At 34.5% G+C, this 22,160-nt stretch carries 23 protein-coding genes; all 23 read left to right on the forward strand.

Annotated features, from left to right (window positions below):
• Positions 1-25 precede the first annotated feature (25 nt).
• The 23 genes from FOL89_RS01330 (at position 26) to FOL89_RS01440 (ending at position 22,160) form a co-directional block, all read left to right on the forward strand.
• On the forward strand, positions 26-637 hold the full coding sequence (locus FOL89_RS01330; RefSeq protein ID WP_144281044.1) for an alpha-ketoglutarate-dependent dioxygenase AlkB family protein: 612 nt from the start codon (positions 26-28) through the stop codon (positions 635-637).
• Positions 638-1,314: 677 nt separating this feature from the next.
• The gene (locus tag FOL89_RS01335) at positions 1,315-2,127 is read left to right on the forward strand and encodes a hypothetical protein (protein ID WP_185146884.1); all 813 of its coding nucleotides are present in this window, start codon (positions 1,315-1,317) and stop codon (positions 2,125-2,127) included.
• Complete coding sequence (locus FOL89_RS01340) at positions 2,124-2,498, forward strand: hypothetical protein (protein WP_144281046.1); 375 nt, start codon at positions 2,124-2,126, stop codon at positions 2,496-2,498. The genes FOL89_RS01335 and FOL89_RS01340 overlap by 4 nt, the downstream gene beginning before the upstream one ends.
• On the forward strand, positions 2,488-3,954 hold the full coding sequence (locus FOL89_RS01345; protein WP_144281047.1) for a relaxase/mobilization nuclease domain-containing protein: 1,467 nt from the start codon (positions 2,488-2,490) through the stop codon (positions 3,952-3,954). The genes FOL89_RS01340 and FOL89_RS01345 overlap by 11 nt, the downstream gene beginning before the upstream one ends.
• Before the next feature lie 48 nt (positions 3,955-4,002).
• A complete protein-coding gene (locus FOL89_RS01350) occupies positions 4,003-4,653 on the forward strand; it encodes a ParA family protein (RefSeq protein ID WP_144281048.1) in 651 nt (216 codons plus the stop codon).
• A 26-nt stretch (positions 4,654-4,679) separates the two neighbouring features.
• Positions 4,680-5,228, forward strand: a complete 549-nt coding sequence (locus FOL89_RS01355) for a hypothetical protein (RefSeq protein ID WP_144281049.1) — start codon at positions 4,680-4,682, stop codon at positions 5,226-5,228.
• 119 nt (positions 5,229-5,347) lie between these two features.
• On the forward strand, positions 5,348-5,668 hold the full coding sequence (locus FOL89_RS01360) for a DUF4134 domain-containing protein (protein WP_144281050.1): 321 nt from the start codon (positions 5,348-5,350) through the stop codon (positions 5,666-5,668).
• A gap of 1 nt (position 5,669) precedes the next feature.
• The gene (locus tag FOL89_RS01365) at positions 5,670-5,984 is read left to right on the forward strand and encodes a DUF4133 domain-containing protein (RefSeq protein WP_144281051.1); all 315 of its coding nucleotides are present in this window, start codon (positions 5,670-5,672) and stop codon (positions 5,982-5,984) included.
• Entirely contained in the window at positions 5,956-9,027 is a 3,072-nt protein-coding gene (locus FOL89_RS01370) for a TraG family conjugative transposon ATPase (protein ID WP_144281052.1), read from the forward strand. Before FOL89_RS01365 ends, FOL89_RS01370 begins: the two co-directional genes overlap by 29 nt.
• Entirely contained in the window at positions 9,014-9,667 is a 654-nt protein-coding gene (locus FOL89_RS01375; protein WP_144281053.1) for a hypothetical protein, read from the forward strand. The genes FOL89_RS01370 and FOL89_RS01375 overlap by 14 nt, the downstream gene beginning before the upstream one ends.
• A gap of 10 nt (positions 9,668-9,677) precedes the next feature.
• A complete protein-coding gene (locus FOL89_RS01380) occupies positions 9,678-10,358 on the forward strand; it encodes a hypothetical protein (RefSeq protein ID WP_144281054.1) in 681 nt (226 codons plus the stop codon).
• Positions 10,359-10,404: 46 nt separating this feature from the next.
• On the forward strand, positions 10,405-11,073 hold the full coding sequence (locus FOL89_RS01385) for a hypothetical protein (protein WP_144281055.1): 669 nt from the start codon (positions 10,405-10,407) through the stop codon (positions 11,071-11,073).
• A gap of 5 nt (positions 11,074-11,078) precedes the next feature.
• A complete protein-coding gene (locus FOL89_RS01390) occupies positions 11,079-11,909 on the forward strand; it encodes a hypothetical protein (RefSeq protein ID WP_144281056.1) in 831 nt (276 codons plus the stop codon).
• Position 11,910: 1 nt separating this feature from the next.
• Positions 11,911-13,146: a hypothetical protein gene (locus FOL89_RS01395; protein WP_144281057.1), complete on the forward strand. Its 1,236-nt coding sequence runs from the start codon at positions 11,911-11,913 to the stop codon at positions 13,144-13,146.
• A 22-nt stretch (positions 13,147-13,168) separates the two neighbouring features.
• Entirely contained in the window at positions 13,169-13,783 is a 615-nt protein-coding gene (gene traK / locus FOL89_RS01400; protein WP_144281058.1) for a conjugative transposon protein TraK, read from the forward strand.
• Position 13,784: 1 nt separating this feature from the next.
• Positions 13,785-14,138, forward strand: coding sequence for a hypothetical protein (locus FOL89_RS01405; protein ID WP_144281059.1), 354 nt, complete (start codon positions 13,785-13,787; stop codon positions 14,136-14,138).
• Positions 14,128-15,339, forward strand: a complete 1,212-nt coding sequence (traM, locus tag FOL89_RS01410) for a conjugative transposon protein TraM (protein ID WP_144281060.1) — start codon at positions 14,128-14,130, stop codon at positions 15,337-15,339. Before FOL89_RS01405 ends, traM begins: the two co-directional genes overlap by 11 nt.
• A 5-nt stretch (positions 15,340-15,344) precedes the next feature.
• Entirely contained in the window at positions 15,345-16,211 is an 867-nt protein-coding gene (locus tag FOL89_RS01415; RefSeq protein WP_144281061.1) for a DUF4138 domain-containing protein, read from the forward strand.
• Between the two features lie 49 nt (positions 16,212-16,260).
• The gene (locus FOL89_RS01420) at positions 16,261-18,246 is read left to right on the forward strand and encodes a type IV secretion system DNA-binding domain-containing protein (protein WP_144281062.1); all 1,986 of its coding nucleotides are present in this window, start codon (positions 16,261-16,263) and stop codon (positions 18,244-18,246) included.
• Between the two features lie 7 nt (positions 18,247-18,253).
• Positions 18,254-19,111: a M23 family metallopeptidase gene (locus tag FOL89_RS01425; protein ID WP_144281063.1), complete on the forward strand. Its 858-nt coding sequence runs from the start codon at positions 18,254-18,256 to the stop codon at positions 19,109-19,111.
• A complete protein-coding gene (locus FOL89_RS01430; protein ID WP_144281064.1) occupies positions 19,077-19,823 on the forward strand; it encodes a hypothetical protein in 747 nt (248 codons plus the stop codon). Before FOL89_RS01425 ends, FOL89_RS01430 begins: the two co-directional genes overlap by 35 nt.
• A 26-nt stretch (positions 19,824-19,849) precedes the next feature.
• Positions 19,850-21,403: a hypothetical protein gene (locus FOL89_RS01435; protein WP_144281065.1), complete on the forward strand. Its 1,554-nt coding sequence runs from the start codon at positions 19,850-19,852 to the stop codon at positions 21,401-21,403.
• Between the two features lie 76 nt (positions 21,404-21,479).
• The gene (locus FOL89_RS01440; protein ID WP_144281066.1) at positions 21,480-22,160 is read left to right on the forward strand and encodes a hypothetical protein; all 681 of its coding nucleotides are present in this window, start codon (positions 21,480-21,482) and stop codon (positions 22,158-22,160) included.

Raw genomic sequence — 22,160 nt, forward strand, 5'->3', positions numbered from 1 at the left:
TTTTACATAATTAAATTTAGAAATAATGAACCAGTTAAGTTTATTCGACAACGGAGATTTTTATGAATTTCCAAAAGAGCTTTTAGATTTCAAAGAACAGTTTTTATGTATAGAAGAAGCTGATGCTCTTAAAAATCATTTGCTAAAAACAGTTCCGTGGAAACAGAATACTCAGAAAATGTATGATAAGACAGTGTTAACACCTCGATTGACCGCATGGTATGGTGACGGGGAAAAAGCTTATGATTTAGGAGAAAAAGAATATGGAGTTAATTCATGGACTCCGGAGTTGATTGCAATCAAGGAGAAAATTGAAAAATTGTTTAATTATGAATTTAATTCAGTTTTGCTTAATTATTATCGTGATGCGAATGATTCTGTAGCTTGGCACAGAGACAAAGAAAGCAGATATGGAAATCGACCAGTCATTGCGTCCGTAAGTTTGGGTCAAACAAGAAATTTTGATTTTCGAAAGGTTGATAATTATCAAAGTAAATACAGTCTACCACTTCCTAATGGATCTCTTTTAATTATGAAAGGTGAGCTGCAGGGGAAATGGCAGCACAGGATTGCAAAATCTACAACTCCCATGAGAGAGCGGATAAATTTGACCTTTAGATTAACAAGGTCTTTGTAAGAATTAGATGGTTCAACCTACCAACCTGTAGAAATACTACAAGGTTCAATCAATAACCTGTAAAAAATAATATAGGGCTTAATCTTGAACCTATTAAAAATAATGGAAGGTTTAATTAAATACCTGTAAAGAATAATGCAGAGTTCAATCACTTACTTATAAAAAGTACTGCAAGGTTCAACATTCAACCTGTGAAAAATAATGTAGGGTTTAGTCACCCACCTGTAAAAAATACTACAACGTTCTGCACCTAACCTATTAAAAATAACGCACGGTATTTATTTTATACTACGAAAATCAGACTTACAAAATTCAGCATTAATAGTCAGTAATTTATTAAATTAAGGTTAACTTACTAATCCACTTTTCAGAACTCTAAAAAAATCACCCTATTAATTCTGCAAGATGTGTCTTTGTACCCACAAATTTTCAGCAAATTTCTGATTCCAATGACTCACTTGCCTTTTTGACAAAAGGGAGAAAAACGGCGGAACTTGTTTTTCGATTTGTAACAAACTAAGATTATAATACCAAAATAATCCAGTTTATTCTTTATTAGTTTTTTCACAATCCAGATTTATCCAAATTGTTCTTATGTAATCCAAGCAGCTTAGTATCTATTGTTTAGATAAATGTTATACTCCAACTTTGCAGAAGAAACATTAATCAAAAAAGCAATGAACAGATTATTTTATCTTTTAATATTTAGTTTAACCATTAACCTAAGAGCTCAGGTCGGAATCAATACGGACAATCCGAATGCTACTTTGGAAATTGTTGGTAAACCAGATGTTCAAAATCATTTTGATGGACTCATTCCACCAAGAATAACAGGTAACCAACTTGCCAATAAAAATTATTCATCTTTACAGAAAGGAGCCATTGTTTATGTTACACAACCCGCAACCAATCTCTCGGGGCAAGTTATTCATATTGTAGAGGAAGGATATTACTATTTTAATGGACAGTACTGGAGTCAAATTTATAAAGAACCTATGTTCTATGATGCTCTGATTGTTTTGGATGAAACTCTTATCGCAAATACTATTACAGAGCAGACTTCATGGAGTAGTTATCTTCCGTTTCCAACAAATCCTCGTCAACACACATTGGCAACAAAAATTTACAGGTTAGGAACTTCAGGTCTTGGAATATCAGGAGAGATTGATGCCAGACGAATCGGAACAATTGGGTACTTGGATGTTAACATCAATTGCTCAATTCCAATAACTTCAAATTATCTATCACTTAATTTATCTAAGCCATTACGAGATTTAGGATTTATGTCCGATGGTAGTGTCGGATCAATTAACAATATTTTGGTGAGCGGCAATCCTAGTACAGGAGGATTCGGAATGGAACAGGGAATAGTATCACTGACGAATGTAGATTTTAATTTGCTTTTATGGAAAAACCAGATAGAAAAATTTAGTGGAGCTATCAGAGGCATGACTACTTTTCCAATCAATTATTTGAATGTGGTGGAGTGACAAAGGAAGAAGGGGCAGAGAAGAAGGATTTTATTAAGATAAGAATTTCTCCTATCCAAAAAGCTAAATGGAAAAAAGCCTGTTCAGACAAAAAGATCTCTCTTACGAGTTTAGTTATCAACTCGGTTGAGGATAGAATAATGGATGATGAACGAAGAGAGGTTATTGGCTTTATTGAGAAGCAGGACAATATTTTCGTCAAGATTGAGACTAACATCAATCAAATCGCAAGAATTGTAAATACTCAAAAGTTTATGTCTGAATCAGAATTTGAATATTTCAGGAAACAGTTAGAAAAAATTACACTTCTGAAAGATCAGCAAAATGAAATATTCCTAAAGATCTATTCACTCCTTGCCGATGATTGTTAAAATATTGGGATCTGCAAGTTCAGATTTTCATGGTGTACAATACAACGATAAAAAAGTTGAGAAAGGAAAAGGTGAACTCATGTTAATGAAGAATTTTCCTTCTTTTATCAATGAAAAGAGTAAACCGGAAGATGTTAGGAATTATTTGAAGTCTATCTCAATGAATGAGAAAGTTAAAAAACCTCAGTTTCATGCTGTAATTTCAACGAAATTTCAGGAACATTCGAAAGATGAACTTAAAAAAATTGCAGAAGATTTTATGAATGGAATGGGGTATGAGAAACAGCCTTTCATAGTAGTTTTTCATAACGATACAGAAAATAATCATGTGCACATCGTTTCAACAAGGGTTAACAAGCAGACCGGACGGAAGATAAACGATAGTTACGAAAAGCTTAAAGCTCAAAAGGTTTTAGCTGAAACACTTGAGAAACTTTATGGAATTGATAAAGATGCAGAACTTAATAATTTGCTTAACTATAATTTTGGTTCTCTTAATCAATTGGAGATTTTACTCAAAAGAAGTGGTTACAAGATAACGACAGATAAAAGTGATAACAGTTTGCTTGCCATATCAAAGAACGGCGTTTTGCAGCGCAATATATCGGGAGATTCATTGGTTTTTACAGATAAAAAGAATGATAGCAGAATTGGACAGTTAAGAGCAATTTTTGCAAAATACAGCAAGATTCATTCTAATAAAGTCTTTAAAGTTGAGGATTTTAGAAGGCAGGAGGCAATGCTTCCTGAAGATAGAAGAAAAGCTAAGGAGGAAATTCTTCCAGTAGTGGAATTTGAAAGCGAGCTTCAGAAAAAACTTAGGGATGTATTTGGGTTAGATATCGTTTTTCATCACAAAGAAAATTATCAGCCTTTTGGTTATACTGTGATAGATCATAAGACGCAAGCTGTTTATAAAGGGAGCGAGATTATGAAAATGAAGGAGCTATTTGACTTTACTCCTGGTAGAATAGATAAAAGACTTTTTGAAAGCCTAAAAGATTTTAATATTCCTAATGACGAGATCAAAAAAATAATGCTGGATTTTTTATCCTCCAAATATCCTGAAAGTAATGTGATGGATTTTATGCTTTTTGGAAATAAAAAACTAAAAAATAAGGAGTTGTTCTCTACGATAAAAAATGATGTTAAAGAATATGTCAAGACTCAAAAAAAATCTGATGTTGGAATCTTTAAGGCTGAAGATGGTAAATATTACGCTATTCATTCCAGACTGCATCACATTGGAGAATTACAGTCGCTAATTGGAGAAAAACTGTATCAACAATTTTTAAATCCTGCAGGTGTACTTTCTCAAGAAGTTCAGAGAAAGGCAGGGGATGACCTTGATAAAGCAATGAATGACTTGTTTTTTGAATTGATGAAATATTCTGGATCTTCAACGTATCCCGCTGAGGAAGAGCTTCGAAAAAGACGAAGACAGAAAAAAAGATAAAGCATTGATCTTTTAAATATTGGAAAGAAAATTAGTAAAACTCAAACAATGATAATCACATTTGCTACACAGAAAGGAGGAACCGGTAAAACTACACTTGCCATTGCTTTCGCCAATTATATTGCTCTAAACTTAAAGAGAAATGTCAATGTCTTTGATTTCGATTTTCAAAAGTCATTTTACCATAAGTGGAAAGAAGATGAATTATTGGACATCCCAAAACTTTATGATGTAGAGATTATTGATGAAGAGAAAGAACAGCCTTTTTCTGATTTTGAGACTTTGATTGAATTGAAAGAGAGTGAAGAGATAAACATTTTTGATCTTGCAGGAACTCTGGATGTGAAATATAGTGACTTGCTTATATATAGCGATTTTATAGTCATTCCTTTTGAATATTCAAATGTCTCTGCTAAATCGACTTTAGTTTTTATCAATTTTTTAGGGCTATTAGAAAGTCAGGCGGAACGAGTATTCATTCGTTCAAAATTTGATAAAGGCTACAAATATTTAAATCAAGAGGGTATGGATGCAGAAATCAGTAGATATGGAATTCTATTGAAAAGCCCTGTATTTAAAAGAAATTGTCTTCAGGCTCTTGATACCAGGAAACTGACTTATGAACAAAAATATGCTGTACAGAAATCATTCACTGAATTAATAGAGCATATAAATCAAAGCCTTGAAATTACATTGTAATCACTAACATAAAAACCGATTTCAAAATGATTAAAATAATTATCAGCATTGTTGCAGTTTACCTTCTTTACTATAGTGGTAATATTGTCTACGATCTTTTTTTGAAAAAAGATTATTCCGGCAAAAAGGAAGAAACTGAAGAATACTTACTCATAGGTTTTTCTGAGAAGAACACAAATAAAGTACAAGAAGTTAGAATTGATGATGTGGAAAACATTAAAACACCCAATTCTTTTAATAAAAAGGAGGTTGTTCCATCGGTTCAGGAGGAGCAACAAAATGATAGCCGTGACCTTGATTACATCCGAAGGAAGTTTGAATCAGAACAGGAAATTGATGACTTTTACAATGTTTCCGAAGTACATGAAAAGGTATATGAGATGGAACAAAATGAAACTTTATCACGCGATTCCCAACAGGAAAAAATTATTAAAGAGCAAGAAAAGAAAGATATTTCATCCCCAAACCTCGACTCCCTAAATAAACAGTTTAAAAACTTCATAAACCTTGCCGAAACCAACGTTCAGGTTATTTCAAGTCTTGACGGATACAAGGTCTATCAATCACTGATCTAGAGGTCAATCAAAATTTTACAATCTCTATATGATTCGTCTGAGAAAGGCGGATAGCATAGCTCTTATGCCTAATTCTAAGTGTAAATAAACACAATTATCAATATAAATCTTTAATTATTATGAACTACAAATCTAAAAATCAACGGCTTGTTAAAAAGTTATTAACCGCCTTTGTACTTCTCTTGGCTGTTACTCCTGTATTTGCGCAGGGTGGTGCAACAGCCATTTCCAATGCAGCCAATGACATCAAAGACTATTGGGATCCGATAAAGCTTATTCTTAAAGCAGTAGGAGGACTCGTTGGCTTTATTGGCGGTCTCAGAGTCTATAATAAATGGACGAATGGTGATCAGGATGTCAACAAAGAAATCTTGGGATACGGAGGTGCTATGATTTTCCTTTTGGTAGTTCCGGAATTCGTAACAGCATTCTTTGCTTAATATGGGGTTCTATCTCTACAAGGGGCTTAAAAAACCCCTTGTATTCTTCGGGCTTAAAGGCAAATACATCTTTTACGCAGTAGGAGTCATTGCAGTCGGTGTCATTGCGGCACTCATATTATCCAAATTCGGATTGCTGGGTTCTCTTTTGGGACTCGCAGTTACAGGAGGAGGTGTCTATTTCATTTTCAAAAGACAGGATAAATATGGCTTGTACGCTAGGACCAAAAACATTGACCAGGTTCTGATTTTTCCTAAACGATTAAACAACAAAACACTAAATAGTTATGTCAAAAACAAAGAAACAAGCATTTGATATTCCATTTATTGGTTATGATTATGGACGAGATTTTGGGTGGGATTTTGATGTTTTATTTGGGCAGTATGGAAATCCTATTATCGGAGTTAAAATAAAAAATCCTGTTGAGCAGTATTCGGCAGATCCTGACAATTATCTGAATTTCCATACGGTTTTAAATCAGGTTGTATCCATTATAGGAGAAGGTAGAATCGTTCAGAAACTCGATTTCTTTTCCAAGAAAAAGTACACTGCTGAAGAGTCGAACCAATTTCTACAGCAGAAATACTCAGAACATTTTGAAGGGCGACTTTTCAAAACCATTGAGACTGTACTTCTTTTCACAGATATTGTGGATGATAAGCTGAAAAAGAAAATGAAGCATTATCATTTCTCTGACAGGAGTTATAAGGAGCTTCGTGATAAATGCCAAAAGGTATTTATGCTTTTAAAGCAAAATGACTGTGAACCACAATTTTTGTTTGAAAAGGATTTTGAACATTATATATCCGGCGTATTATCGATGCAGTTTTCAGATTTACCAAGCTTTGATAATATCAAAAGCAACAATGAATATCTGCAGATAGGAAATAAGTTCGTCAAGAATATTTCATATGTCGATGTTGAAAATATTGATCTGCCTTCTGAAATAGAACCTTATTCCATACTTGGAGGTAATGGAGCAGCATCGGAAACAGCTGTCGATAATTTTACATTCATCAATGATTTGGAAGATTACGAAACCATCATTTATAATCAGGTGATTACAATTCCTCTTCAGGCACAGCAACAGAGAGAACTCGACAAGAAAAAGAAAAAGCACGAGGGTGCAGCCAATAATTCTCCGTCCAATGCTATCATAGCGGAAGAAATACAAACACTTCTGCATAACATCGCTGTCGATGGGCAATTGGTTGTCAATGCACATTTTTCCCTGTTATTTTCGACCGACACTCTGGAAAAAATGGAGGGTATACAGTCCTTCATTGAGAATAAGCTATTCACGAAAGGAATCATCGTTTCTAAGAATGCTTATAACCAGCTGGAACTCTTTCGGTCTGCTATTCCAGGCAATGCAACTGAACTTAGAGAATACGATCTATTTATGACGACAAGCGAAGCGGCCTTGTGTTTTTTTTTTAAAGAGAGTTACCCGGTGAATGAAGAATCCAATTTCTATCTGAGGTTTACAGACAGACAAGGAGTTCCATTAAAAGTAGATCCTGCTGACCTACCTATGAAAATTGGCAGAATTAACAATCGAAACAAGTTTGTTCTCGGACCCAGTGGTTCAGGCAAGAGTTTCTTAATGAACAATATTATTGAGCAGTATCTCACCTATAACTATGATGTTGTTATCGTTGATACTGGAGATTCCTATTCAGGAACCTGCAAGTACAAAGGCGGACGATATATTCAATACACTGAAGAAAAGCCAATCACAATGAATCCTTTTTTGATGGATAAGAAAGAATTCAATATTGAAAAAATAGAATTTTTGACCAATCTGATCTTCCTTATCTGGCAAGGTCCTGATGCGTCAATGACATCTGCCCAGAAATCAATATTGGATAATGTGCTGATGTCCTATTACCATCAATATTTCAATTCGGGAACTGAGTGGTATCAGAATAAAACTTCAGAAGAATTAATGCTTTATTTAAATAAATACAACATTCACGAAGAAGATATTTATGCTCAGTACGAAAATGAAGTTAATGAACAGCGGACTTACTACGATGTTTTAGGAATTGCTTTCAACGCAAGTTCGGAAGAGATCAAAGATGCAGGAAGAAGACTATTAAAATTCTATCATCCGGATAAAAACATTAATAATCCTGATTATGACAATGAAAAATTCTATACGGTCTATGAAGCTTATGAAACGCTAGGAGATGAAGAGAGAAGAAGAATTTATAATGAAACGCAGTTGATTCTCATAAAATCCAATGAAATAATCAAAAAGGACAAAACAGAAGAAAACTGGGATGAATCATTTAGAAAAGCCATTATCACAAAAATCAAAGAACTGGAAGAGAAGTTAGACGCAAAAGAGCTTTCCTTCAATGGTTTCTATGATTATTGTGACAAATTTCTTCCTCTTTATCTGAATAATAAGAAACACAGTATCACAGAAAGAGAATTCAACTTGAGAACTTTTTTATTTGTTCTGAGGGATTTTTATAAAGGTGGACGATATGGAACAACACTCAATGAATCTGCAGACATTACTTTGTTTGATGAATCATTTATCGTATTCGAGATTGACAATGTAAAGGATAATCCAAAGCTGTTTCCCATTGTGACACTCATCATTATGGACACCTTTATTCAGAAAATGAGGCTCAGAAAAGACCGAAGAAAAGCTCTTATTATCGAAGAGGCGTGGAAGGCTATTGCAAGTAAATTGATGGGAGGTTATATTTTGTATCTCTATAAAACGGTAAGAAAATTTTGGGGAGAAGCAGTGGTGGTAACGCAGGAGCTGGACGACATCATTGGAAATGCAGTTGTAAAGGATTCCATTATCAACAATTCGGATACGTTTATTCTTCTTGACCAGACCAAATTCAAGGACAACTTTGACCGTATTGCAGCTTTGCTTTCATTAAATAAGGTCGAACAGAACAAAATATTCACGATCAATAACCTTAACAACAAATCCGGACGAAGCAGGTTTAAGGAGTTTTATCTGAAAAGAGGTTCTAGGGGAGAAGTCTATGGTAACGAAGTTTCAATAGAGCAGTACTTAACCTATACGACAGAGAAACCCGAGAAATCGGCAGTAGAGTATTATGTGCAGAAATACGGAAGCTATGATGAAGCACTTATGAAGATTGTCTCTGATTTAAAAGTTTTTGGAGACAGCCTTGAAAATCTCGTTTCATTGGTCAATCTGTATCAAAATCCTTTAGATCAAAAGATTGTTTTCTATTACCGCAGGATGAAAAATGAGAACAAAGGGAAAAATGTTTTCAAGGTCATTTCACAAGAGCTTGAAGATCATCAAATCAGTTTTTCAGAATTAATCACTAAAAATTATCAATATGAAAATGTTTAGTCTTCTATTTCTAGGATTCGGTAGTTTTTTATTTGCTCAGAATACCTACATCGATCCTACGGTAACGGCTGCAATGATTCTGTATTCAGAAAATCTGAAAGCCAAGCAGAACGAGGTCATCGAAGAAACATCCAAATTAAAAGATGCTCAGACTTGGGTCGGAACCCAGATGGTCGCCGCCAATGATATCCAGAATAAAATATTAAAAGGCTTGAAGGAAGTTTCCGGAACACTACAAAATGGAATTCAGGTACAACAGATCTACACTGAGCTGAACAAATGCTATGATTATTCTGCTCAGGTCGTACAACTGGCTTCACAGCATCCTCAATATGCCATATTTGGAACTAAGGCTTCGCAAAAAACCTACGAACAGAGTCTGAAAATAGTAACGGATATAACAGATATTCTTGCATCGGGAGAACTGAATTTAGCGACTACAGGAGACCGCTATAAAATCCTTCATAACATTTCAGGAAATGTGAAAAATCTGAAGCTTTGGCTTCTGGCAATCAAATTAAGATTAGAAAAAGCCAATCGATTGGGGTTTTGGAATTCAATCAATCCATTTGCAGGGTATATCAATACCGATAAAGGGATTGTGGAGAATATCATGAACAAGTATAAACGAAATTTTTAAAAATCGAGAGATGAAGAAGATTTTTCCAATCCTGATTATTCCAATTTATATCGTGCTAACTTCTTCAGGAGGGAGTTCTACACCTGCTTGGGAAAAGGAAAATGTTTCTTTTCCAATGATGGATTTAGAGATCAATGCAGCGGTGAAAGAGCACGACCGACAAAAAGAAATGAGACAGAAGCAGACTGTAAATGCTTCTGTGGAAACTGTCAATCAATCGCAGTGGAAAGATTTTAAGGACAAAATCGCCAAAGTACAGGACAGGTTACGGATTGTATCATTCGCTATTCAGGCAGTACCCACAGGAATTGCTATGAGCCGAGAGATAACGAAGATTGCTGATAATCAGACCGCTATTATCAATGAGATCAGCACTGCGCCATATTCAATTATAACCGTCCTGCCATCGCAAGTACAGTTTGTTGATGATTTCCAAATGGTCACTCGATTAATCACAGGAATCATCCTGTCTTACGGAGCTGTTAATCAGATGGAAAAATCGGAGCGTAAGATTTTGCTTGATTATGCATTGGGAGAAGTCAAAGCAATCAGTAGAAATTCAACGCATATGCTCCTAAAGATAAGGGATATCAAAGCAAAGGTCTTACGGAACAAAAGAGCATTTCAGTACTACGTCAACAGGGATAAGCAGGTTGTGGAAAGTATTATGAACAATATCAAATCTTTTTAAAATCAAATCGAAGATTCGCACAATCAATAATGAAATAATAAAAGAAATGAGCAATAAAATATTAATACTTGGAGTCGTTGCGCTATCTAGCATTTTTGTACAAAGCCAGCAGATTGTCATCAATGATAAACTGCTATCACAGATCACACTCAATCACGGTGTCCGACTGTCAAGTGAGCAGGCTTTTTTGGATTCCTATGAAAAACAAAAAGAGCTGTATGATGATATCAACAACAAAACAACTCAAATCATTGCGATTCAGGAATACATCTATCAGCAACTTAAAAATGTCAATTCGGCACTTACACACAGCAAAAAATTAATCTATCTGTATCAGTATTTAGGAACGATTGTGAACAATTCCAACAAGATGCTGAATCTATCTGCACAACATCCGGAATATGCTGTTTTAGTCTCAAAATATTATATAGAAATAGGCAAACAGGTCATTAAGTTACAGCAAGAAGTTACCCAAGACATTTTGAATGAAGATAAAGATTTTCTGATGGATGCAATGGACAGGGAAATGCTGATTGAGAAAGTGTTTACGAGGGTAAGAAATATTAATGGAAATATTCTTTATATCATTTTACGATTGGAGAATGCCAAAAAAATCCCATATCTATTCCAAGTCCCTGTACTCAGAAATTACTTAAATGTTGACAGGGCAATTGTCGGAGACATTATCCAAAAATACAAATTCCTAATAAAATAAAAGCTATGAAAGATTTAATTAAGAAAGGAAATGTTTTCCTGTTTCTATTGACTGTAGTCCAGGTTTTCGGACAAATCAGCGTCAAGAGATTGAATGACCCTGCAATAGTTGCACAGCATAAAAGGATGACTTTTGAAAGCTGGGGAGACTGGCGACCTTATCCAAAATATTTTCTGGGTATTCAAACCAATTTTGCCTATGCAACAGTTTGGGGAATGTGGGCTCCTAAAATTAACAGGGATTATAAAGATGGAGATGATATAAGACCATTGAAGCCAACTGGGGAGCAAAATCTAAGATTTGCCCAGTTAAAATTTCAGGAAGAAGAAGCTAAGAAGATCAAAGCTGCTTCCGATACAATTTTTAAGAGAAGTGTTCAGGATCTTGCCCATTGGACTTCTGCAACTGTCGATGCTGACCCTCTCTGGCTTTTGTACTACAAAGGGATGCTGAAACCAATCACAGAATTTCCGGACACGCCACAGAATTTTATTGAATGGAGGCTGAAAGATCAGCAGACTTATGAAACACTCAATACGACTGGTACATTGAAGAGACTGCAGGAAGAACTTGATCTCATTAAAGATAAGTATTCGATGTCCCGCTCAATGGATATGCCAAGGGGAAAGCGGTTTGTAATGTATCACGAAACGCTTATCAAATGGAGAAAGTTTGTTCAGGAATTAAGAAAGCATAATAATAAAACGACTTTGCTGCTGGATTATAAAAATATACTGAGTAGCCATTTACCCACAGCTTTACCAACGCAACGGATACCTGCTGCAGATAAACAGATTGTTCAAAATGTGATGCAGCAATACAAACACAGATACTGAGATGAATAGAAAATTGACATACTTTTTTTGCCTTTTAGCAATAGGATTGCCGGTAATGGGCTTTGCCCAGACCGACAGTGATTACAGTAATCTTTTACAATTTTTAAAAGGTGATGGTGCTTTTGAAAAATGGTTTATGGAGGTGTTTACTAAAGTGGACAATAGTGTACAAGACAGTGCAGAAGGTTCAGCATTGGTTGGAAGAGCCATAGGCGGATTGGGAGCGTTAATGCATCTCGGATATATGGGATGGCAGATGGCTGCCGGAGATCGTGAATGGGAAGCTATGCCAATGTTAAAACCCATTTTAATTGGATTCACACTGATTTACTGGACTGGATTTGTCAATCTAATTCAGGCACCTTTTGAAGCCATTGCAGAACCTGGGATAGCCATCTTTAGTGACATCGAATCTGAGGTAAATGATTTGAGAATTGAAAGGTTCAAAAAACAACAGCAATTATTGGATGCAGTCATCAAGCTTAATGCCGAAGAAGATGCCAAGCAGGAAGTCATCAATAACACGAGTAAAGATGCAGACGATTCGTGGTTTGATATCAGTGACGGCATTGACAAATTATTACAGCCAATAAAGGAATGGCAGATCAGGATGGAATTCCAGCTACAGAAATTAGTGGCAGAAATCATCGAATTTATCTGTCTTTCAATTCTGAGAATATGTGTTTATCTCATCTTCTTTATACAAAAAATTTGGGCGTATATATTAATCATTCTTGGTCCTATTGCAGTTGGAATGTCACTTATTCCGGGATTTGAAAATTCTTTATATAGCTGGGTTTCAAAATTCATCAATATCAACCTATACACATTTGTTGCCTATACCATAATCAACATCGGTCAACAACTGATAGCATCAGGCTATACAATGGAAATAGAGAGATATGATATTCTTTTGACCAACGGAACCATTACCAATTTAGATGCTTTGATGGTCTATGTTTCAAATTCAGGAATGATCTATAATCAGCTCTTTACCTGCGTTGCTTATATCGTTACAGGAATCGGAGTTCTAATGACCCCAACTATTGCAGATACGATTGTAACTGCGGGGGGAGCTGGAGCGATGACCAAAATGAAAAGTGCAGCAGGCAGAATTGCAAGTGGAGCAAAAACAGCAGTTTTAGCGGTTAAGACAGGCGGAGCATCCGCAGTGAAATCTGCCGCTTCAGCTTCTGCATCCGGAAGGGTAAATGATGCAATGAAAAATAAGAAGTAATCAGATTAAAAATATTTAAGAAATGCTTATAAAAAATATCGAACAGAGAATCAAGATCAATAAGGTAGTGTCATTGGGAGCTATTGCATTTGCTGTCTTCATCATCATTGCAGGTTTCTTCTTTGCTTACAGAATGATTCAGGATTCGAGAAAATCAATCTACATTTTGGACAATGGAGTTCCGGTTCTTGCCAAGCAGACCGATGTACTTCTGAACAGACCTGTGGAATATAAAGCACAGATCGAACTATTCCACAGACTATTTTTTACGCTCGCTCCTGATGATTCTTACATCAAAGAGAATATCCAAAAATCCTTGTACCTCATTGATGACAGTGGGAAAAAGGAATACACCAACTTAAGAGAAAAGGGATTTTATAATCAGATCGTTGCTTCAAGTTCAATGGTCAGTATCCATACCGATTCCATTAGTCTGAATATGGAAAATAAGAAGTTTCAATTTTTCGGAAAACAGATGATAACCAGAAAATCTTCTGTCATTACCCGAAAATTATTTACTGAAGGTTTTTTTGATGACATCATAAGAAGCCCTAACAATCCTCACGGTGTACTTCTTAAAAACTGGCGAATCATTAATAACGAAGAACTTTCCAACCAAAATAAAAACTCATACTAAGATGAATGCTTTTGTTAAAAAAAACGGACAGAAATGGTTTGGCTGGGCAGTCAGAAATCCTAAGAGGTTCTTTATATATTCGATGGCTTTCTTATCTGTTTCCTTCATCATATCAATTGTGCAAGGCGTCTTCTTTCCTTCAGATATGACATTCAAAATAAAGCCTCCGGTTATTTATTCCAAGAGTTCAGTCATTCGTAATACTTTACCCAATAATGACAAGGAAATGGAGAAAATAGTAGCTGAGCTCCAATCACTAAAAGTAAAAAGAGATAGACAAGACCTAAGAAAAGAAGACAGCTTGAGAATAGAATATCTGTTTAACCAATACCAACACTTAAAAAATGGACATTAAGAAAATCAACTTTAAAGAAAAGAAATATGTTCTGCCGCTCCTTGCACTGCCTTTCATTTTGCTGTTTGCATATGTAGGTGCTCAGTTAACGACGGTTAATAAGCCCAAGGAAAAGCCAAAGGAGCTTTCCCTATCACTTGGTGAATCGCAGGATTCAATTATGACCAAAAATGATGCGTATGATGCATTCTTCAAAAAAGATGACAACAGAACAATGCTCGGAGGATTGGACAAGGAACAGGATAGCTTACTGAGCTATGACGACCAATTGTCGTTAGCTCAGAAAAGAAGGATTGATTCTTTAAAAGCTGTCAATTCTAGACAAACTCAATATGAGGCAAATGAAAATCCATCATCCTACTATAATCCTAAACAAGCTAAAGAAGATCAGGACTATAAAAGATCGACTGAGATTATTAAAATGTTGAATGACAAATCCTACGGAAAAACGGAAGATAATATTAAGACTGAAAAGCCGAAAACAAAAGAACAAAATACACAGCAAGATCCAGTAAAATATCTGAAGCAGCAAATGCTGGTGATGGATTCTTTAGAGAAAGCAAGAGATCCCGAGTATCAAAGCAAGCTGTTGGCTGAAAAAAAGTTAAAAGCCAATAAAGAAAAGATGGACGACTTCCTTAATTCTACATTCAATGTTAGTAAGTCAGGTATCAATAATGACTTCAACGCCATTTATAAAGACAAGGAAAACAGTTTTATCAAAGCAGTTATCGATGAGAACAACAAAGGTTTTTTAGGATGCAGGATTAGATTCAGATTGTTGGAAGACATCTTTGTTGGCAACAGAAAGATCACTAAAGGTTCCATTTTGTATGGTCAAATCTCAGGATTTACAATGCAGCGAGTCGACCTGAAAATCATCTCAGTGTTTGCAAAAGGAGACATTTTTCCAATTAATCTTTCAATTTATGATGTTGATGGTATGAAAGGCTTATATGTTCCACAAAGTGTTTTTAGGGATATGATCCGTGAAATGGGAAGTAATTCGGTTCAGGGAACCCAAATGGATATGGGAGGAGAAGGATTTTTTACCACCATTGGTTCCAAACTATTCACATCTACTTCCAAGTCGATTGCTAACCTGATTAAAACCAATAAAGCCAAGTTGAAGTACAATTCCTATGTATTTCTGATTGACGAAAAACAACTGAAAGATTCACAAAACCAAACAAAACCTTAAAAGCAATGAAATCATTTTTATATACACTTTTACTATTTACAGCGACTCTCAAAGCACAAACAGCAAACAAAGATCAAATTATTTCTGATTTGCCTGAAATAGAAATCACAGAGGGAATCAACCTGCATATTATTTCTCCAGAACCTATCCAGTACGTTGATCTATCTACTGAAAAAATGACAGGGGATTTACCGACGACCAATATTGCAAGAATCAAAATTACAGACAGCCAAAGATCTGAGGAAAAAGATAAAAAGAAGAAGTCTAACATCTTTATCAATGGAGATCAAGTTGGTATTATTACCGTTGTGGGACAGTCTTTTATTGCACAGTATAAAGCGGTTTATAGAAATTCTGAAAACTTGAATACGATTACTAATATTCATATTCAGCCTGAAGCAATGCAGCCTATTGAATTTGATAAGATGGTCTTCTCTAATCTTGAACTAAGAAGATTTGCAATGGGAATTATTCAGAAGAAATCTGAAAGCAATCCCATCAGAGAAGAGAAAAATCTCAAACTTAGTTTTCAGCTCAACAATGTCTATGTCATTAGCGATTACATTTTTCTTGATATGACTTTTAAAAATAATTCTAATCTGAGTTATGACATTGAAGCGCTAAAATTTTCCATAGAAGACAAAAAGATTCATAAAGCTACGAACAACCAGAGCATAGAGATGACTCCGCTTTTTCAATTAAATCCCCAAAAACATTTCAAGAAAAATTTCAGAAACATTTATGTGTTCAAAAAGTTTACTTACCCGAATTCTAAGGTGATGATGATTAGATTAATTGAGGAACAGCTTTCGGGAAGAACCATTGAAATGAAGGTGAACTATTCTGACATTCTAAAAGCTGATACTTTCTAGGCGGAAGTTCTACTTTCCATTAATAAAAATAAAACAATAATAAACTGCTATGCAAGAGCAACAACATCAAATCAAAATCTATGGATTCCTGCAAAAAGTGGTCTATGCTGTGGTTGCATTGGATTGTGCTTCGCTGTTTTATCTGAATGCTGATGTACCTGTAGTTTCAAATTTATTGAAGAACTTCTCAAAGATGAGCTTCATCTATCCTCCCATCAATGCAAAATTTGCAACTGTAGTTCTGATTGGATTGGTTGCCATTGGAACAAAAGCTAAAAAGAAAAAAGACCTCAATATCTATACGGAGATTGGAACTCCTATGGTGCTAGGATTATTGATGATTTTCTCATCCTTGATTTGGCAGAATGAAGCTGGAAATAAAGAGTTACCGAATATTTTTCCAGGACTTAATCTGTATAAAATAATTTATGCAATTCTTTCTTTTTTAGGAGCAGTGATTCTTCAAATGGGAGCTGACAGTATTTCAAAATTGATGCAGCAGAAGATGGGGAAGGATCGATGGAATGTTGAAGAAGAATCTTTTGATCAAAACAAAGAGTTGGTAGATGCAGATACTTCTATTAATATTCCATATGTTTTCAGGTACAATAACAAAACTTATAAAGGATATATTAATATAGATCCTTTTCGAGGTACTATTGTAATCGGAGTACCTGGTTCTGGAAAATCGTTTGGGGTTATTAATCCTTCCATTCGACAAATGATTGCTAAAGGTTTTTGTCTTTGCATTTACGATTTCAAGTTTCCTGATCTGGCGCAGATTGCTTACTACCATTACTTATTAAAGAAGAGTAAAGAGTCAGATTATAACTACAGTTTTCATATTATCAATCTGAATGAAGTAGAAAAATCAAGAAGGGTAAATCCATTTCATAAAAAATATATCCAAAGCTTAGCGGAAGCTCAGGAAATGGCAGAATCGATGGTCTCATCATTGCAAAAAGGTGGAGCAAGTTCAGGAGGAGGTTCAGAAGCGTTCTTTACTCAGTCCGCAATTAATTTCCTGTCTTCTTGTATTTACTTTTTTGCCACGCTGGAAAATGGTAAATATTCAGACCTGCCTCATATTTTATCCTTTATGAACCGAAGTTATAAAGAGATTTTTGATACACTTTTTACTAATGAAGAAATTTTGTCTTTGCTATCACCATTCAAAACGGCTTATGATAACAAAGCTTTTGACCAACTAGAAGGGCAAATTGGAACTTTGAAAATCTTTCTTTCCCGATTGGCAACTAAGGAAAGTTTTTGGGTGTTTTCTGGAGATGAAGTTGAACTGAAAATAACGGATAGGAAAAATCCTTCGATTCTGATTTTAGCTTCTGATCCGAGTACGCAGGATATTAACTCAGCTTTGTATTCATCAATATTAAACAGGACTTTACGCTTGATTAATTCCAAACATAATCTGCCGGGTGGAGTAGTAGGTGATGAATTTCCGACAATCTATATTCACAAAATTGATAATGTGATCGCAACGGCAAGAAGTAACAAGGTAGCAGTATTACTAGGACTTCAGGAGATTCCACAGCTTCGGCAGTTTTACAAGAAGGAGGTTGCCGACACTATTTCTGCAATTGTAGGAAATGTTCTTTCTGGTTCCGTAAGAGATAAAAATACTCTGGACTGGCTTGAAAAATTGTTTGGGAAAATTAAACAAAAATCTTATTCCCAATCTATTTCTCAGCAAGGAACATCGATCAGCATTAATGAAAAAATGGACTTTATGATTCCTGCAGGAAAAATTGCTGCACTCAAAACCGGTGAAATGGTAGGAATGATTGCGCAAGGTCAAGAGAACAATGTTGAAGAGTATAAAACCTCTGCGATAAAGGGCAAGATCAACCTTGATATGAAGGCCATTAAGGAAGAGGAAAAAAACTATGTAGAGATGCCTAACTACTATTCATTTACAGACAAAAAGGGTATAAATCGAAAAGAGGAAGTCTTAATGACGAACTTCAGAAAAATCAATAGAGAGGTGGAGCTTATCGTTAAAGAAAATATTAAATAATAATAGAATGAAATTTAAAAGAAAGCACTTTTTGACTGGATTTGTTTTGGCTTGTCATTCCTTGGTTTTTGGGCAGTTCAATACACTCATTTCTAAAGAAATTAAATTGAAGGCAGCTGATAATGAGAATCAAAACTTTCAAAAAGAATCTGCTTTTAAGAAAGAAGAAGTCAAGGAAAAGACTATTAAAAGGCTTTTCAATGCCCCAACCAAAAAGGATTTAAAGAAGGAGATTGACTCCTTAAGATCTATGATGCTTAATTACAAAAAATCAAGTTTAGAGAGAAATGAAGCAAGTTCAGGTTTTCCAGGAAAAACATACTATGAAAAATTGAGTAATAAAAGGCAGGTAAGTGTAGAAAAAACATTTAAAAAGTTTGATTTCATTAATGAAGAAGAATTTATCTCAAAAATAAGTATGCCGTTGAATAGGAAGATTGTGGTTACATCTCCTTTCGGATGGCGGGCTCATCCTATTTTTCGAGCTACTAAAATGCATAATGGAGCTGATTTTAAAGCAAACTATGAAAATGTCTATACCGTTTTAGACGGAATCGTTATAGAATCCGGCTGGGATTCTGGAGGAGGTGGCAACTATATTAAAATCAAACATTCTGACTCTTTTGTAACCTCATATCTCCATCTTTCAGAAATCTACTACAAAGCTGGTGAATTTGTAAAGGCGGGATTTATTATTGCAAAAAGTGGAAATACCGGAAATTCTACAGGTGCACATTTGCACTTCTCTGTTACCGAAAATGGAAAATACATTAATCCGATTCATTTTCTGAATGACCTCATTAAAGCGAACAACTTAATTGCCAACTATTATGAAAAAGGAAGAAACTCAAATCACCAACATTAAACTTCTAAGATTTATGCAAAATAACAATTTACCTACGGACGAACTTAAAAACTTTGGAATCATCAATGACGATTTTACGTTTTCCAAAAAACTTAGTGAAGATGATATTCAGAAATTTCTGCAAGGATATACTATCGTCGCTGACAATGACAATAACAGAGCGACTTTTCAGCTAACTGAAGATAATACTAAACTGAAAGTAATCTTTCTTCAACGTGATAAGAGTCTGAATAAACTTTTAGAAAATAGCAAAGATAAAGTTCAATACACAGATGTAAAAGAGCTTTCAAATGATAATCCTTCATTTGAAAAAAAGGCTTTTATCTACGACACTAAAACAGGAAAAGTTGTAGAGTTTGATTTCATCAAAAATGCAACAGAGCTTACTGCGATCATTGCTGATAAAAAAGACCCTGAAGAGCTGAACAGCTATAAGATTGAACTATTAAAACTAAAAGATTATTTACAGGATAAAGTAGATCAATACCCTGAAATAGCAAAGCAAATTACGAATGATGTAAACATTGTTTCTAGAGAAATTGGAGCTGTAAGTCGCATTGCTGCAACAGAAAAACAATTTTCAAAAGGTGGTGCTTCGGATATTCAATTGAATGTTAATGACAGCGATATGTATGAAGACGCTAACAGAGAAAGGGACGAACAGGAAGAACAATCTGAGGAACAAGAGAAAAGAAGAGGCTTCAGAAGATAAATTCAGAAAGATTTATAAATGAAATTATGGAGAAGAAATTGTCATGGTTCGACAGAGTGATTACTCCAAAAACCAAAGCTTACAAGGATTTTGAAAATCAAATCAAAAATACTGCTCCCGAAATTTTTTTTAGAGATGGCGAAAGAAAATTTTCTGAGCAGGAAAAAAGATTTATGCAAATCTATAAATCCAGAGAAAGTCAAATGGTTCAAGGATCTGCTTTTACTGTAAATACAATTTTTAATCTGGAAACTGATACTTCTGTAAAAACGAATTTTAAAAGTTCAGACGAAGTAATACGATTTGTAGATAAGCAGAGAACCGATGATAGATTATTAATCATACAAAATAATACTGAATTTACTGAAGTAAATATTTTTGACGAAGCTTCTAAGCAAAAATTTCTTTCAGATTCTTGGGCAAAAGAATTAGAGAATAAAACTGATTTAAGTTTTGGAATGACTAACACACAAATTGATGAAAAACAAGCTGATCATTTCAGAAAATATGAATTTTATGCTAAGGAAACTAATTCAACAGTTGGTAAAATCTCTTTCCTTGACTTAAGTGGTAAGGCCGCTGAAGTAATTTATTACGATTCTGAAAGAGACTATATAAGTGCACTGGAAAGAGAGTTAGAATCCAATTTCGGAGGTTTTAAATACGAAACTTTGCAAAAATCACCAAAACTCGTAAAGATGGTAGATGATCTGATTTTCAATGCTTATGGTGAAGAAAATCCAAATTCCCTTGAGCATTACACTAAAACTTTTGATAAATCAGTACAACACATAAAAAATATTAACAATCAAAATCCAAAAATTATGGAAACACAAAAAGAATTTGACCAGGTAAAATACCTAAAAGACCAAATGAAATATCTTGGTTTTGGAGAAGATGAAAAACTACACAAAGATTTGGAAAAAGGTATTAATTCAAAGAAACAAGAGTTTGAAATTAAAACCACATCGGACAAAACTTTACCCGAAAATAAGGTTGACTTTGTATTAAAATTCAATAAAAGCGAAAGTGGAGGAGTTTTCCTTAATTCTTACAGTGCGAAATTAACCAATGAAAAAAAAGAGGAACTCTCACATAATTTTCCCATCAGTAAGGAGAGTTCATTCACTGCAAAAGAAGCAATTAATCTTTTGGAAGGTCGTAGTGTTAAAATAGAATTTCAGAATCCGAAGAAGAATAATGAAGTAGAGCCTGCATTCGTTCAATTTAATTTTAAGGAACCAAAAACCGACAAAGGAAATTACTTATTTCAGAATTTCTATAAAAACTATGGTGTAGATACCGCTAAGATTATTGAAAAATCTAATCTCGTCTTTGACAAACCCGAATGGAGAGAAAGCGTTATAAAATCCTTGGAAAAAGGAAATGTCGTTAAAGTGAAATTCGCTGAAAATGATCAATTTATAGAAGGGAAAGCAGTTCTAGATCCTCAGAACCGAAATCTTAAACTTTATGACAACGAGATGAACAGGCTTAATACAAACAAACCCTTAGAAGGTCTGGAACAGGACAATAAGCACGAAAAGGCGAATGTTAGGGAACAGAGCATCAAACGATAATGTTTTTACTTACTTATATTTTTCATCAGAAGCGGTAAGTCTTAAAAAGATTTACCGCTTTTTAAATTTTATTGAAATGAAGCAAAAATTAATTCTTCAACTTACTGCATTCCTTTTTACAATAGTTTCTTGCCACAAAGAAATTGTTTCTGAAAAAGGAGGAATTGATCTTATTTCCAATGTCTATTTCGATGCCTCTAAAGGTTTAGATCAAATGGAGAGCTTTCACTTGTCAAAAATAAATTATTCTCAAAATCAACTGATAGAATTAGTTCCCGATTCTTCTTTTCCTGAAATCAATAAGCGAGTTTATTACATAACCGATTCACTGTGCTATCAGTTTGATCAAACAAAAAATAATATCATATTTTCAGAAGTTTCTCAAAAGCACAAACCATTATCAATTTGGGACAAAAAAGAGGGTGCTATATTTTCAAAGGATGGGATTCTCAATTACAGAAACAGAAGAAATCTGTCTGATACTGTATTATTCAATAAAAAGTATAAACGTTTTGAGATTAATTCTCCTTGGAATTATACACGTTTTTATGTGTATCCTACCGATACTATATTACCTTATTCTTTTTACAAGCACGTTGAAAATGATTATCACGGAAGATTGGAGCGTATAGATTCTTATAATAAGAAAAGCGACATTTTTGTAACACTTCAACTTTTACCCCGAAAATATTGGGATGATCAGGCAAAAGACCTCTTTGATTTTAACCACTTTGTAACAAATAGAAATAGCAATTAA

This window comes from Chryseobacterium echinoideorum (assembly GCF_007474535.1).
Taxonomy (GTDB): domain Bacteria; phylum Bacteroidota; class Bacteroidia; order Flavobacteriales; family Weeksellaceae; genus Chryseobacterium; species Chryseobacterium echinoideorum.

Bases quoted from the DNA above. Each gene is read 5' to 3' on its own strand.
- FOL89_RS01330 (WP_144281044.1), top strand. From the start codon at position 26: ATGAACCAGTTAAGTTTATTCGACAACGGAGATTTTTATGAATTTCCA.
- FOL89_RS01335 (WP_185146884.1), top strand. From the start codon at position 1,315: ATGAACAGATTATTTTATCTTTTAATATTTAGTTTAACCATTAACCTA.
- FOL89_RS01345 (WP_144281047.1), top strand. From the start codon at position 2,488: ATGATTGTTAAAATATTGGGATCTGCAAGTTCAGATTTTCATGGTGTA.
- FOL89_RS01350 (WP_144281048.1), top strand. From the start codon at position 4,003: ATGATAATCACATTTGCTACACAGAAAGGAGGAACCGGTAAAACTACA.
- FOL89_RS01355 (WP_144281049.1), top strand. From the start codon at position 4,680: ATGATTAAAATAATTATCAGCATTGTTGCAGTTTACCTTCTTTACTAT.
- FOL89_RS01360 (WP_144281050.1), top strand. From the start codon at position 5,348: ATGAACTACAAATCTAAAAATCAACGGCTTGTTAAAAAGTTATTAACC.
- FOL89_RS01365 (WP_144281051.1), top strand. From the start codon at position 5,670: ATGGGGTTCTATCTCTACAAGGGGCTTAAAAAACCCCTTGTATTCTTC.
- FOL89_RS01370 (WP_144281052.1), top strand. From the start codon at position 5,956: ATGTCAAAAACAAAGAAACAAGCATTTGATATTCCATTTATTGGTTAT.
- FOL89_RS01375 (WP_144281053.1), top strand. From the start codon at position 9,014: ATGAAAATGTTTAGTCTTCTATTTCTAGGATTCGGTAGTTTTTTATTT.
- FOL89_RS01380 (WP_144281054.1), top strand. From the start codon at position 9,678: ATGAAGAAGATTTTTCCAATCCTGATTATTCCAATTTATATCGTGCTA.
- FOL89_RS01385 (WP_144281055.1), top strand. From the start codon at position 10,405: ATGAGCAATAAAATATTAATACTTGGAGTCGTTGCGCTATCTAGCATT.
- FOL89_RS01390 (WP_144281056.1), top strand. From the start codon at position 11,079: ATGAAAGATTTAATTAAGAAAGGAAATGTTTTCCTGTTTCTATTGACT.
- FOL89_RS01395 (WP_144281057.1), top strand. From the start codon at position 11,911: ATGAATAGAAAATTGACATACTTTTTTTGCCTTTTAGCAATAGGATTG.
- traK (WP_144281058.1), top strand. From the start codon at position 13,169: ATGCTTATAAAAAATATCGAACAGAGAATCAAGATCAATAAGGTAGTG.
- FOL89_RS01405 (WP_144281059.1), top strand. From the start codon at position 13,785: ATGAATGCTTTTGTTAAAAAAAACGGACAGAAATGGTTTGGCTGGGCA.
- traM (WP_144281060.1), top strand. From the start codon at position 14,128: ATGGACATTAAGAAAATCAACTTTAAAGAAAAGAAATATGTTCTGCCG.
- FOL89_RS01415 (WP_144281061.1), top strand. From the start codon at position 15,345: ATGAAATCATTTTTATATACACTTTTACTATTTACAGCGACTCTCAAA.
- FOL89_RS01420 (WP_144281062.1), top strand. From the start codon at position 16,261: ATGCAAGAGCAACAACATCAAATCAAAATCTATGGATTCCTGCAAAAA.
- FOL89_RS01425 (WP_144281063.1), top strand. From the start codon at position 18,254: ATGAAATTTAAAAGAAAGCACTTTTTGACTGGATTTGTTTTGGCTTGT.
- FOL89_RS01430 (WP_144281064.1), top strand. From the start codon at position 19,077: ATGAAAAAGGAAGAAACTCAAATCACCAACATTAAACTTCTAAGATTT.
- FOL89_RS01435 (WP_144281065.1), top strand. From the start codon at position 19,850: ATGGAGAAGAAATTGTCATGGTTCGACAGAGTGATTACTCCAAAAACC.
- FOL89_RS01440 (WP_144281066.1), top strand. From the start codon at position 21,480: ATGAAGCAAAAATTAATTCTTCAACTTACTGCATTCCTTTTTACAATA.